The sequence below is a fragment of the Paenibacillus sp. JNUCC-31 genome, assembly GCF_014844075.1.
Classification (GTDB): Bacteria; Bacillota; Bacilli; order Paenibacillales; family Paenibacillaceae; genus Paenibacillus.
Window position 1 is genome coordinate 2797422 of the sequence record NZ_CP062165.1, and the last position, 13665, is coordinate 2811086.

General features: G+C 46.0%; 11 protein-coding genes. All 11 read right to left on the reverse strand.

Annotated elements, in window-relative coordinates; genetic code table 11:
• Nucleotides 1-432: 432 nt before the first annotated feature.
• The 11 genes from JNUCC31_RS12105 to JNUCC31_RS12155 all read right to left on the reverse strand — a co-directional run bounded on the left by JNUCC31_RS12105 (nt 433) and on the right by JNUCC31_RS12155 (nt 13443).
• A complete protein-coding gene (locus JNUCC31_RS12105; RefSeq protein ID WP_192271403.1) occupies nt 433-1884 on the reverse strand; it encodes a SulP family inorganic anion transporter in 1452 nt (483 codons plus the stop codon).
• Nucleotides 1885-2495: 611 nt separating this feature from the next.
• The gene (locus JNUCC31_RS12110; protein WP_192271405.1) at nt 2496-4166 is read right to left on the reverse strand and encodes an ABC1 kinase family protein; all 1671 of its coding nucleotides are present in this window, start codon (nt 4164-4166) and stop codon (nt 2496-2498) included.
• On the reverse strand, nt 4167-4544 hold the full coding sequence (locus JNUCC31_RS12115) for a phasin family protein (RefSeq protein WP_062321536.1): 378 nt from the start codon (nt 4542-4544) through the stop codon (nt 4167-4169).
• A 73-nt stretch (nt 4545-4617) separates the two neighbouring features.
• Nucleotides 4618-5256, reverse strand: coding sequence for a ThuA domain-containing protein (locus JNUCC31_RS12120; RefSeq protein ID WP_192272946.1), 639 nt, complete (start codon nt 5254-5256; stop codon nt 4618-4620).
• Between the two features lie 35 nt (nt 5257-5291).
• Entirely contained in the window at nt 5292-6011 is a 720-nt protein-coding gene (locus JNUCC31_RS12125) for an SDR family oxidoreductase (protein ID WP_192271407.1), read from the reverse strand.
• Nucleotides 6012-6359: 348 nt separating this feature from the next.
• Entirely contained in the window at nt 6360-7196 is an 837-nt protein-coding gene (locus JNUCC31_RS12130; protein ID WP_192271409.1) for a uroporphyrinogen-III synthase, read from the reverse strand.
• 129 nt (nt 7197-7325) lie between these two features.
• Nucleotides 7326-8525: a GerAB/ArcD/ProY family transporter gene (locus JNUCC31_RS12135; RefSeq protein ID WP_192271411.1), complete on the reverse strand. Its 1200-nt coding sequence runs from the start codon at nt 8523-8525 to the stop codon at nt 7326-7328.
• A 54-nt stretch (nt 8526-8579) separates the two neighbouring features.
• On the reverse strand, nt 8580-8801 hold the full coding sequence (locus JNUCC31_RS12140; protein ID WP_192271413.1) for a hypothetical protein: 222 nt from the start codon (nt 8799-8801) through the stop codon (nt 8580-8582).
• On the reverse strand, nt 8794-9993 hold the full coding sequence (locus JNUCC31_RS12145; protein WP_192271415.1) for a Ger(x)C family spore germination protein: 1200 nt from the start codon (nt 9991-9993) through the stop codon (nt 8794-8796). The genes JNUCC31_RS12140 and JNUCC31_RS12145 overlap by 8 nt, the downstream gene beginning before the upstream one ends.
• Nucleotides 9994-9997: 4 nt before the next feature.
• On the reverse strand, nt 9998-11458 hold the full coding sequence (locus JNUCC31_RS12150) for a spore germination protein (RefSeq protein WP_416234433.1): 1461 nt from the start codon (nt 11456-11458) through the stop codon (nt 9998-10000).
• A gap of 326 nt (nt 11459-11784) precedes the next feature.
• Complete coding sequence (locus JNUCC31_RS12155) at nt 11785-13443, reverse strand: ABC transporter ATP-binding protein (RefSeq protein ID WP_192271419.1); 1659 nt, start codon at nt 13441-13443, stop codon at nt 11785-11787.
• Nucleotides 13444-13665 lie beyond the last annotated feature (222 nt).

Consider the following 13665-nt stretch of genomic DNA (forward strand, 5'->3'; position numbering starts at 1 on the left):
GAACTCAGGACACCTTATTCCAGCGATTAAAGTAGGGTGGGAATTCTAACGAACTCCAACTATCTTATTACCGAAAAAAACCGCGAAATGGCGTTAGTATGAACGATATTGGCATAATAACAAGTCTGAGATTCGTTATAATAACGAAAACATGAAATAACCCCATATAAGACGTGCCAGGTTCGTTAAAGCTACACACAGTGAAGGACACAAACTCCAAAACAACAACAAAGCCGTGCACACCACAAACTCTAATAAAAAAAGCGGCACCCTCTCCCCCGGTTTAAATCCAGAAAAAAGACGCCACTGATTAGAAATCATCTATTTATATTGTCTGCATAATAGAGCTGTGGCATGTCCGATCACCACTACTTTAGGACAGCACTCTTCATACTTCATTACTTCTTACTTTTGTACCTTCGCCCAACCATGTTATGAACCATGCCTTCCTGCAATGGCAAAACCACTCCGCTCAAGCAAACGAGAGCTTTCCTCATTCAATCCACGCAGATGCACGGTTTTGCCCAGCTTCGCATATTTGAACTTCACTTTACCAATGGCGACAACCGCCGTATTATCCCAAATATGCGATCCACCAAAATCAATTGTGACTTCTTGCGGATCAGCTTCTGCATTGAACTCATCCACGAAGCGGGATGATGAACCGAAGAAGAATGGTCCGTAGACCCGATACACTTTCTGCCCTTGCTCTTGATTGGCCTGGACGCGGATCTTGGTCTGTTTCCAGCCAAAATGCAGTACACTGAGCACTACTCCGACCATAACCCCAATCGACAGATCGTGGGTGTACACCACAATGGCAACCGTGACGATCATGACAAAAGCTTCCGCCCGCGGTACGCGCGCAATGTTTTTGATGGAACTCCAGTCGAATGTTCCGATACACACCATAAACATGACACCTACGAGCGCACCCATCGGTACCTGTTTCACCACACCACTGAGCAGCAGCAACAGGATCGCAAGGAATGCACCCGCGGTAAACGTGGATAACCTTCCGCGTCCACCAGACTTCACATTAATAACTGACTGCCCAATCATTGCACAACCGCCCATGCCGCCAAACAGGCCGTTCACGAAATTTGCAATCCCCTGTCCGCGGACTTCACGGTTTTTGCTGCTCTTGGTCTCGGTCATCTCATCCACGATGGTCGCGGTTAGCAGGGATTCCAACAAACCAACCAGTGCCATGGTGAATGAATACGGCAGCAGAATCATCAGTGTGTTCAACGACCACTCAATATTCGGCAAATGGAACATCGGTAATGTGCTTGTTAGATTTCCCATCTGGCCTACTGTTTTCACATCCAGATGAAACACCACTGTAATAATCGTCATCACGATGATCGCAATCAGTGGAGCCGGAACACTTTTAAAAAACCGCGGCAAAATATAAATGATCGCCAGCGTACCCGCTACCATCGCATACATAATCCAGTTTGCGCCCGTGAAATGGGTCAATTGCGCCATAAAGATCAGAATCGCCAGTGCATTCACAAAACCGGTCAGTACCGAGTGAGGCACAAACGTAATAAATCGTCCCACCTTGAAAATCCCCAAAATAAACTGAATGATCCCTGTCAAAATCGTTGCCGCAAACAGGTATTCCACACCATAATCCTTAACTAGTCCAACCATCAGTACCGCCATTGCACCCGTTGCTGCCGAGATCATGCCCGGTCTTCCACCAGCAATCGAGATCACAATCGCAATCGTAATTGAAGCGTACAATCCGACCATCGGATTGACACCTGCAATGATGGAGAAAGCAATGGCTTCTGGAATAAGCGCCAACGCTACCGTAATGCCTGCCAACACATCTCCGCGAATGTTGCCAAACCATTGTTGTTTTAACGTATTCATATGTCTCTTGCCGTTCCTCCCATGTGTAATAACTTCGAATTTGTCTTATAACCCGAAGAATAACGGAAACGATTCACTACTGATCTCAACGATAGACAGCACGAAACAGCGGAAAACTCTTCCGCGAAATGCGTCAATACGCGCCTGAGTTGCACGATTATTCATGATCCGAACAGAATATCCAACACCATGTCTGCCCATGCCTTATCCGTTCCAGTGTGTATCACTTGGATTCCCCAAACTTTCAGGTGTCTTGCCTTGGAAGCAACGTTGATCAATCCAGATGCCTCCTGGTTCTCCCCTCTCAGAAAAACCGGGTCCGTTAATGTACTGACCTATTATTATAGACATAGGAAGGGATATGCACTAACGCAACCAGACTGGAAGAACCGGTTCATATCTCGTATTATCTCGTTCTTTCGTTATTTTACTTCTAAATACTCACTTCTTAAACTTAAAAATCGGTGGCAACTCTTTTCCTTTAGCCCGACGTTTTTTTTATTAAGTTATATAACCAGATAAAACATAGCCAAAATTCCTGTAGCTGACAAATTAAAATAAGACCCGCAAAGATCCTTTAAACAGGTCTCTTTGCGGGTCTTATTGTTATTCTAAAATCTTCCCGATTTAAATATGGAATAGAGCAAAAAGGCCACCATCAGAATCGCCACCAGAAAACCAATCTCAATTACGGGGATATCCCATAACATGGTGGACTGGTGACTGATCGAGGAACCGATGATCAAACCGACCATAATGATACAAAATGCGAGCAGTACAATACTGAAAGACAACCGGTTACTGATCTGGTCCATTCTGCGCATGAGCGCATCCAGTTCAGGGACACTGATCTCCAGCCGCAGCTTGCCTTTGCTAATAACGGAAGACAACTGTCTCAACTGCCCCGGCAGACCAATGACACTCTCGGCCATATCCGCTGCACTGCGAAATAACCGATTCTTGATTCTACCGGCACTGAAACGTTCCTTGATCAGCTTTCGTCCAAATGGCTCTGCCATATCCACAATGCTCAGGGAAGGATCGAGATGCTCAATGACACCTTCCATAGTGAGCAGCGATTTCCCGAGCAGCAGGATGTCGGCAGGCATCACGACCCGGTGCCTTTGGGCTACGCCGAACAGGTCATTCAATGCTTGACCCACGCTGATTTTGGAAAAGGGGATGTCATAATATTTGCTGCGCAGCTTGTCCAGATCGCTATGAAGCCCTCGCAGATCCATATCATCCGGCATCATGCCCAGCTTCTCAATCGCCCTTATCATGCTGTCTGTATCCTTGCGCATCAATCCGATAATGAGCGAGGCCAATTGCTGCTTCATCTCATCACTTAGACTGCCCACCATGCCGAAGTCGATAAAGGCCAGCCTTCCATCCTTCAACACCATCAGATTGCCCGGATGGGGATCGGCGTGAAAGAATCCATGAATGAAGATCTGATTCAACAACGAATCCACCAATCGCTGCGCAATGTTATTCAGATCATGCCCCCGTTTAATCAACTCGTCACGGTCATTCAGCTTGATGCCTTCAATATATTCCATGGTGAGCACACGAGAAGAAGTCTGGTCCCAGTAGATGACGGGGATTTTCACTTTGTTATCCTGCTGATATTGCTGTGCAATCTTCTCCGTATTGCGGCCTTCCACCGTATAATCAAGCTCGGCCATCAGTGCCTGGGCGTACTCTTCCACCATTTGCGGAATCTGATACTGCTTCACCCAATCCCAGCGTTTCTCCGCCATGGCTGTCAGCTCGCGCAGAATATCCAGGTCTCGCTGGATAATACGCGAAATGCCGGGCCGCTGAATTTTGACAGCTACAGCTTCACCGCTTCGAAGTTTACCCAGATGCACCTGTCCAATACTGGCTGCAGCTACAGGGGTATCCTCGAACCGGGAAAAGATGTCCTCCAGCGGTGTATCCAATTCCTGTTCCAAAATACCCCGTGCCGTCTCCGAAGAAAACGGCGGGACCTGATCCTGCAGCTTCACCAGTTCGCGGATGACAGACTCCGGCAACAGATCTGCCCTTGTACTTGCCAGTTGCCCCAGCTTAACGAAAGCTGGCCCCAGCTCCTGAAGTACAAGCCTAATGCGCTCACTCAGGGTTAAAGTGGTGTGAGCCTCACGCGACATCCATCGGCGTGGTATAGCCAGTAACTGGAATAATCCCAATTCCTCGACCATATAACCGAAGCCATGACGCACCAGCGCCATGGCAATTTCCCGGTATCTGCCGACATGTTTAATTCGCACAGCCATCTACTCGATCTCGTTTCCTTTGAGAGGAGGAACTTCAAGCGGAGCTGGGGATGCTTCAGGTTGTAGCTGTGGTGTGCCTCCCAGTTCGGCGAGCTTTTTCTCAAGGACAGCAACACGTTGTTCCAGACTGGTTACATCACTTTCAGATGGCACGCCTACTTCCTGAAGTACGCGCTTGACTTGTTCCTGGATCATTCTTTTGAACTGGCCCTGCTCCTCATCGCCTCGTTCCATCAGGCGCTCGACCAATGCTTTGGATTCACCGGGGGCAAGTTCACCGCGCTTGACCAAGTCATCCACGGTTTTTTCGATTTTTTCCTTGCTTACGACGGTAAGGCCGAGACCTAACGAGATTGCCTTTTTGAACAAATCGCTCATTCTTGTCATCCTCCTCTTCGTTCATCTCTATATTATACCCCTAAATATCACGCACACCAAAGAAACGCCCCAACTATACGTAACGCGCAGCCCATTTGCCAGCCTGCAAAATTAACTGGCGATAGGTTTCATGTGCAAAAGAAGGGACATGATGTCCTGGCATAAGGTAAACAATACGTCCAACACCATATCTATGCGCCCAAGCTGCAGGCTTCGGCCCTTCTTCGGATTGATATTCGAGCAGAATCTTTGTTTCGGCAAATGAACCGAATTCGAACAGATACGGCTCTTCTTCCATTGTAAATCCGGAAATGCCTTCCGTCACCGGATGGCTTTCTTCCGTTACAGTGAATTCAAGTGGTGCATAAGGCGGATGATGCAGGAACTTGGCACCGATCATCTGCTTCAGCTCATAACGATTCTGGAGCGAAATTCCGTTATGTATAATGACCAGTCCACCTCCATTGCTAACATAGGACAATAAGCCTGCTGTCTGCTGTGGAGAGACTTTCCCCTTCCAATCGTCCATGTAACAGATACATACATCAAATCCGGTTATATTTTCTTGCAGCAGCATGTTGCGATTCTCACTGCACTGCACAGTCATAGTATCGTGGAAAATCCGGCTGATCTCTGCATCCACTCCTTGCAGCGGATGCCAATCCGGATGAGTATAATCACCAAGTAACAACGCTTTTTTACGATGATCCATCATTAAAAACTCCTTTCAAATTACCAGTAACAGCATTACCAAGGGAGTGCGTCCCCCTTGTAATCGACATAAGCGGGCTGATCTCCCATAAACTGCTTATGGCGATCGATGAGTGCTGTGATATATTGTGCCGATTGATCAGGCGTGAGGTCTGCAGCGGTATTCAACTCCCCGCTCATATAACTCTGTACCCAGCCGGGATGAATCAGCATCACTTGCCCACCCTCATTCTTCAGACCATTATGCACAAGGCGGGCCTGCATGTTTAACGCAGATTTGGACATGCAATAGGCAAACCATCCATCCCGGCTGCATTGCTCAATACTGCCTGCCTCCGAAGAGATATTGACAATCAGCTTGTTTGTCCCTTGAAGAAGGAGGGGCAGCAGGGCATGAGTTACACGTAATGAGCCTAAGGTATTTACGTTAAATACTTCTGCCATCTCCGCCATATTTAACGGCCCGAGGATATGATCGGTAATACTTCCTAGTATAGCCGCATTATTGATAAGCATATCCAAATGCTCTGTATCCAGCTTAAGTGTCTCCGTGAACAAAGCAACTGACAGGTCATCGGCAATGTCCAGTTCAATGACGCGTAAACGCTTCGGATAGGCATCCGCAAGAAGACGAATCCCATCAGACTCTTCCATGTCGAGCCCTGCCGCATAGACGGTATAACCTCTTTTCAGCATTTGTGCCGTCAGAGCCAGTCCCAATCCCCGGGCCGCCCCCGTTACACATACGTTTTTCATTATGCTGTCCCTCCCTCACAAGCCTAATCTGTCTTTAATTCATTCCACATGATAACCTAAAAACCTTTAATTATGGGTGAACACGCTGAACTTCACGACCAAAGTCTCAGATGACTTTCATGTGATCAGAGTCGTTAAGCTTATACCGATGAGTCAGGGCATATTCTGCTGCGACATTACTGGTAGCATAGCTCTATCTTATGACTTTTTTGGACTTGTTGAGAGCAGAAATCATCAGACAAAATACAAAAAATTCTGATCCGGAAATCGGATCAGAACGGGAATGCTTTGAATCTTGGATGCGGATACCATTCATCATGGGCCACCATGCGGCAGATACAGTTACACTTATTGCATAAGATCTGCCTTGTCCACACGTTTGCCAGCGAAATAACGCCCCAACTCAACGATAAGGGCTCCCATCTTCTCATCCTCTGGAACCACAAGTGCCTCTATACCTTCTTCACGCATCGCGTTTGCTGTAACCCTACCCACCGAAGCCGGTACGACTCCTTGTCGGAAAGCCACCTGCATGGGTTCAAGCTTTCCCTTGGACGCAGCATATTCGACCAGAAACCTCACCTGCGGTCCACTCGTAAACGCGACAGCATCCACTTCATGCAACAAAATCTCATTCAGCAGCTGTTCGAGTTCCCCCTCTTCAGGCGGGACGTGACGATAAGGAAGCACCTGACGTACATGAGCACCCTGCTCCTCCAGCCATCTGACCAATTTGGGCGCTGTCTCCCCATGCAATTGCAGCATCATTTTTTGCCCCGCCAGATCATGTGAAGCGAATTCACGAATCAGTCCGTCCGTACTGCCGTCATCATCCCGGACCAGCGGAGTAAGTCCACGCTTTCGAAGCGCATTGACGGTCTTGTACCCTCTTGCCGCAATGGAAGAGTCCGACAACACATCCAGCAATTGAACAGCGATATCCATATCCTCAGCCATATCAAAAATAGCGTCCAATCCCATGCCTGTGGTCCATACCGTCCAGTCCGGCGGATCCGAAATCCAGGATACCAAGCCATCCCGAATATTGCGATCATCCAGAAATACAGTTCCTTGTGCAGGTCTGACAAGTGGAATCCCACCCAATTTCTCAACCAGTAAGGACATCTCTTTGGATTTTCGCGGTCCTGTAAGTGCTACACGTATACCTGCCAAATGTTGAACCATCCATGTTCCCCCCGTTCATTCAGCCGAATGTCATCCGTCTGACTACAGTATACAGGGTACTTCTATGGAGGGAAACCGTGTTTCCCCTCTTTTCGCTGGTTCATCTATAACGATTTTTGATGACATGTATCAGGAAGGCTGCAGTTCGCCACCCTGAAGCCCTTCATGCTTGCCCCTGCCCGACTCCTCTTTATCCTGTGAAACTTTATCTTGTTTATCCCCCTGTGGAGGCTGCTTTTGTTTCTGATTGTCCGTTGCATGTCTAACATCCTTTTTGCGAGGACGAAGGAACACGAACAGTATAATGGGAAACAGCACTTCGAACACGATCGCAATCCATGTCCATTCCCGTGTAAAGCGAAAGAGCTGAATTGCGTTTTTGAAAAACCAAAATGCACAGACAAAACCTACCAAAGCGACCGGCCCTGTCATGATTTTACCCGAGACTTTTGGAATCATTCGCTTCAGTCCCCAGCAAACAAAATACAGATCAAAGGCAATCTTGGTAATCATCGCAGGTAGAGTCGCTGCTGCCAGTGCCAGATCAAACCGGTCGAGAAAATCACTGATCTGCAGCTGCCTTGCCAGTTCATATGAAGGGTATACCAGTCTGGATGCAATGGGCACACCAATCGATGTAATCGTCTCAACTAAAATCAGCATCATCAGCACCGCTGAAATGGTGATCCCCCACAGGACGGATTTGAATTTAAAATCACTGCCCTTAACTACAAAGGGCAACGCAACCACCTCTCCAAAAAAGGAGAATATATACCAGCTTCCCTTGCCAACACCTGCCACATCGACGTCAAAATACGGCATCAGATTAGCAAGATCAACTTGCTTAATAAGCATAAACGGCACAATTAAGGAAATCAGAATGAACAAAGTTACATACAACTCGGACATTCCAATTAAGGATCCAAGACCTCCCCTTACAATAAAAACAGCCATGAACAAAAGGGACAACACAATGATCGAAATCGGGGTAGTTTCCAGCAATGTAATACTTACGTAGTCACCTATTAACCGGACGTCGCGGGCAAATACAAAGAGAAAAAACAAAATGTACAGCAGCGCTATTACACGCCCCATAAAAGGATGACGCTCAACGAGAGACTCAAACAAGTCCTGATTGGAGAATCGCCGCTGAACACGACTTAACATCCACATTGAACACACCATCACCAGAAACAAAGGGATATAGGATAAATAGGCGTGCTGCTCAGCATGGTAGATGGCCTGTGCATGAGACTGAATCAAAGTGCCTGTAATGCTGAGCAGCATCACGAACAGCACCAGCTGTCGACTGGTCACCCCCTGATTCATAAGACACCTCCTTTCTGTCTGTTCAACCGGGAATCGAGATTCATTGGAACATACTCAAGGCAACGGCAATAATCGTTGAATCATGTGAGTCAGCCACACGGACACAAAAAATGTTTTGCTCAAATATGTAACATGGAACCAAATCCCTGTGCTACATGCAATCAACCCATACGATAGCCATCGATTAATGGCAGCTGCCTGCCTCAGGTGTTTGAAATCCATGACGATGACAATGATGACCATGGCCAGATATGTAAACATCAGCGGCTTAATCACGGACAATCTCCTCCTCGGACAATCCGATCGGTTTATTGAGAATACCCACATTTTCGAGAATGACATGTGGTTCAACTGTAACCTTTAAGTTTGGATAAATCTCATTCCAGCGATCCTTGATCTTGTCCCACTCTTTCGGCAGATGCTGATGAATGGAACGACCCAAACCGAGAATGTCGGCTTTATATTTTTTCTGGACCAGCCTTACGCCTTCCTCAATATCTTCTTTAATTTTTTGACGGACAGCTTCATTGAGGCTGGTGATCTCTGTCTCCCGAAGGTCACCATAATTCGATTCGTTATCAACCATGACACCCTTGGCATACAGTCGAATCTTAACGGTTACCTCTCCATTCTTAATGTGGGGTTGGTAGGATGAATTGTTCTCATTCAGCTTGATGAACAACTCACCTTCTCCACGTGGAGCCTTCACCATAATTTCCGGCGCATTGGCTTCACCCATCGCCAGAATCAGCGCATCGGCTGGAGCCTTCTCAATCATCCCTATCAATTTGTCTTTCTTGAAAATAGCCAGCCCATCAAGCTTGATATTGGTCTTGGTGTCCTTCCAGCCCTTCGGCACATTGTTCACCATTGTGGCGATAGGAAGAAACGGGTCTACCCCTTCGGAAAGAATCGCATCGGTAAATGTTTTGAGTGAGCGTGGGGCTCGCATATTCAGGAAGCACAATTCACGCACCATTTCAGAAGGGAACTTCTCAATGGGTGCATCTGTATCCAACACTTCATGTGCGGGTCCCCTGGTCACAACTGGCAGTGCCGATAAACGATTTAGCGGGTAACGAGTCAATAAATCAAGCATGGGAGCAACCCCCTCCCTGGCGAGTTCCTCACCAATCAGCAGCGTGCGGCGGTGGGCGTAATAAATTACACGGGACAACTCTTTTTGACCTTCGAGCGTCGTACCATGCAAGGTTTTGGCTGTATTGGATAACATGAACCAGGATTTGTCACCACTGGTCCCCCCACCACCACCTGTACTACCAGCAGCACCGGATTGACCGGGGAGGGCAATTTGCAGACTTGACCGATAATTGCCATCTTCCTTGTCAAGAGCGATGCCAATCACAAAGGCGAGATCATTAATTTCCTTTCGATCCCAGCATCCTGATATCAAAAGACTACACAAGAGCAATGTCACCACAGCCCGGTACTTATGTATGAACGGCATGCACTCACCACCCCTCCTCTGCTTCAGGCGAACCGTTGATCTCTTCATTCATCCGTTTCTGGTCACGATGAACCGTAGAAGGACGATTGATCATTTTCCACCATGGTGCACGAATGACAATATCCTTGGTATCCGTCTTGCTGTAGGGGCTGAGGCCCGACAAATATGGCACTCCGAAGGAGGTCATCTGCGTCAGATGTACCGAGATCAGGACCAATCCGATAACGATGCCGTATAGCCCAAGCATTCCAGCCAGTAACATGATGGGAAACCGCAGCAAACGAACCGTAATAGCAAAGTTAAAACGCGGAATTGTGAAGGACGCGATCCCTGTCATCGATACGATAATAACCATGGGTGCTGATACAATACCCGCCTGAACTGCTGCCTGGCCAATAACAAGTGCCCCCAAAATGCTGACGGCCTGACCTACTGTTTTGGGTAACCTGACCCCCGCTTCCCGCAAAGCCTCAAATGATAATTCCATAATAAGGGCTTCTACCAGGGCGGGAAAAGGGATGGCCTCCCTCGCCCCGGCAATGCTCAGAATCAGCGTCGTCGGCAACATATCCTGATGGAACGTTGTAATGGCGATATACAGCGCGGGGAGAAATAGAGCGATAGCTACAAACAAAAATCGAATCCACCGGATCAGATTGCTAATAAAGAACCGTTCGTAATAATCCTCACTTGCCTGAAGCATCTGCCACATGGTCACTGGACCAATGAGGGCAAATGGGCTGCCATCTACAAAAATGGCAAACCGTCCTTCCAGCAAGTTGCCCGCCACGGTGTCCGGACGTTCGGTATAATGCATCTGTGGAAAAGGGGAATACGGATGATCCTCAATGAGTTCCTCAATATATCCCGTTTCTAGAATGCCATCGATCTTGATTTTGTTGAGACGTTTTTTGACATCTTTAATCAGCTTGGGATCAGCAATATCGTCGATGTAGGACAACACAACACTGGTTTTGGTTTCGGTTCCAATCGTCATGCTTAACATCTTAAGCGCAGGTGTTTTCAGCTTGAACCGCAGCAGTGCCGTATTCACACGCAATGTCTCGGTGAAGCCTTCACGGGGTCCCCGGATAACCGACTCGGTCTGGGGCTCCTCCACACCACGCCGTATGCCACCTTTTACGTTAAACAGCCAGGCTTCCTTACTCCCGTTGATCAACAGCAGAGCGGACGATTCCAGCACCCCATCCGCCGCGGCTGCCCAGGAATCCACTTTTTTCACCTGTGTCAAAGCGATCCTTGTATCATCCAGAGGCACTTCCGGTTCATCCGTACGTTGCTCGACCAGACCACGAATAAGCGGACGCAGCATATGCTCCTGGATGTCACTGGAATTCACAATCCCTTCAATGTAAACCAGAAGCCCCTTTTGTTCCGGTGTGATCATGACATTGCGAAAGACGACGTCCGAACAGTCGGAAAAGACGTCTTTCAACGCGGCCATATGACTTTCGTGTGACGTTCCGATAGGCTGCCTCAAAATAGGCGGGGACGGCAGCCCCAAGGGTATGTGCTTTTTTTCTTCTGAATTCCGGGGAGCTTTTCCCCCCGATGTCCTATCGGCCATGTACCGTCCCTCCGCTCTTGTTTTTATACAAGGTAGCTTGTGCCAGATGATGAGGAATTATGTGGTCTTTTTTTCGAATCTTGTTGAACACGTTTCTCCTCGGAAAGTGAATTATTAAAGTACAGTAAGCAGTGAGCAATACTATTATGGCTGACCTAGTATGCAAAAAGAGCCCATAAATAGGGCTCTTTATCTTTCCAGTTTTAAACTTCCGAATGAATTACCGTCGGTTTCTCCAGCATCAGTTCCTTGTTACATGCATCATCAAATTCCTTGCCATGGTCTATAATCAGACAGATGTGATCTGACAACTGATGTTGGATCAATTCCTTGATGCTATTTTTCCCTTCATGATCCATGTGAGAGACTGCTTCGTCAAAAAGCAAGACACTTGCCCCTTTCAATAAGGCTCTTGCAATAGCAATTCTTTGAATTTGCCCTCCTGATAAATTCTTTCCATTTTCTTCAATCATTTTGTTATTTTTCTCCGGGAACGACTCCATAATCCTGTCCAGCCCCGTAATTCGAAGCACTTTCTCATACTCACTTGTTTCAATATGTTCTGCCCCATATTTAATATTGTTCTCAATTGTATTATTGAACAAATATATTTTTTGAGAAACTACGGCCACTTTTTTACGAAGAGAACGTCTATCAAGTGTACTGATAGACACACCATTGATCAGAATATCGCCGTTGTTCTCTTTGAGCTGATAAAGCCCCGTAACTAGCCTGAAAACAGTTGTTTTCCCTGAGCCATTCTCCCCTTTAATGAGAAGTTTATCCCCGGAACCAAGACTGAAATTAACGTTATTAATAACATGTTCTTGTTCCTCATTATACCGGAATGACACATTTCGAAATTCAACTTTGTGAATAGAGTCTACTTTGTTCTTATCATCATCATACTCACCGACCTGGTCCAAGAAAATATGCAATCTTTTCAGGCTGGCTAATGCTGGCTGTATCGTTAGAGCAGTTGTTGATATACTTTGAACAGGTGCATACATTTTAGGTAAGTAATTCATAAACACCATATATCCCCCGAGTGTCATCCCACTTGTAATTACATCTCTTCCCCCAAGGATAATTAAGAGTACAGAAGATAGTGTTCCTAACAGGACAATTAGTTCAATACCAACGGAGTAAAGAATAGATTGCTTAATACTCGTATTCACCAAATCCTTAGTAGCCGTATTGATTTTTTTCGTTTCCTTGTCTTCTACTGAAAGATGCTTTACCTCTTCGATTCCCTGGACTGACTGCTGAATCTTTTCATTAAGGATTGAACTCTTCTCTGCAGCATCTAAAGAAATACGGTGTATGGATAACAGGTATCGGTTGGATATGAAGTAATATACCGGCATCAGCAGACACAGAATTAATGTTAATTTTATGTTGATGTTAATGAGGATAATGAACGTTGCAATCAATTCAAAAAAACTTAGTATGACTTTAAATGTGTTTGCTGAAATGAGGCCACCAATAGCATTAACTTCATTCAGTCTGGATGTCAAATACCCACTTGAATATAACCCAAAAAAGTCCATTGGTGAATTAAGCAGTTTCGAAGATATGTCTGTACGAAGATTCAGAAGAATATTTTGGCTAACATTAGTAAATACCACATTAGATAAATAGTTCAAAGTGCTTTTAACAATATAAATGACGGCTAGAATTAACCCCAGGCGGACGACATAACCAAAATCAATCTGTGAAATCCCCTTGTCAAATATATTTTTTATAAGCAAAGCTGGTATAACAGACAATGCCGAAAGAACAATGAGCAATGAAACAGCTATCATCAGCTTACCTTTAAATTGCTTCATATAGACAAAGAGAACTTTCATATAATCGCCCATCCCAGATACCTCACTTCAGTTCACAAAATAATACAGCCAAACTTAACATTCCTCTCATTTTATTTAATATAAGTAAATTTAATCAAAAAAATTGCAATTTCTGGTTACGATTTTACAGCCAACCATTCACTTGAAATATGATATTTTTTACATTTTATAAATTCTAATCAGTATAATACAAAAAAAATGGCCCTATTGGATTTAAGGGCCATTTTTTGTTCA

Bases quoted from the DNA above. Each gene is read 5' to 3' on its own strand.
- JNUCC31_RS12105 (WP_192271403.1), bottom strand. From the start codon at position 1,884: ATGAATACGTTAAAACAACAATGGTTTGGCAACATTCGCGGAGATGTG.
- JNUCC31_RS12110 (WP_192271405.1), bottom strand. From the start codon at position 4,166: ATGGCTGTGCGAATTAAACATGTCGGCAGATACCGGGAAATTGCCATG.
- JNUCC31_RS12115 (WP_062321536.1), bottom strand. From the start codon at position 4,544: ATGAGCGATTTGTTCAAAAAGGCAATCTCGTTAGGTCTCGGCCTTACC.
- JNUCC31_RS12120 (WP_192272946.1), bottom strand. From the start codon at position 5,256: ATGGATCATCGTAAAAAAGCGTTGTTACTTGGTGATTATACTCATCCG.
- JNUCC31_RS12125 (WP_192271407.1), bottom strand. From the start codon at position 6,011: ATGAAAAACGTATGTGTAACGGGGGCGGCCCGGGGATTGGGACTGGCT.
- JNUCC31_RS12130 (WP_192271409.1), bottom strand. From the start codon at position 7,196: ATGGTTCAACATTTGGCAGGTATACGTGTAGCACTTACAGGACCGCGA.
- JNUCC31_RS12135 (WP_192271411.1), bottom strand. From the start codon at position 8,525: ATGAATCAGGGGGTGACCAGTCGACAGCTGGTGCTGTTCGTGATGCTG.
- JNUCC31_RS12145 (WP_192271415.1), bottom strand. From the start codon at position 9,993: ATGCCGTTCATACATAAGTACCGGGCTGTGGTGACATTGCTCTTGTGT.
- JNUCC31_RS12150 (WP_416234433.1), bottom strand. From the start codon at position 11,458: ATGGCCGCGTTGAAAGACGTCTTTTCCGACTGTTCGGACGTCGTCTTT.
- JNUCC31_RS12155 (WP_192271419.1), bottom strand. From the start codon at position 13,443: ATGGGCGATTATATGAAAGTTCTCTTTGTCTATATGAAGCAATTTAAA.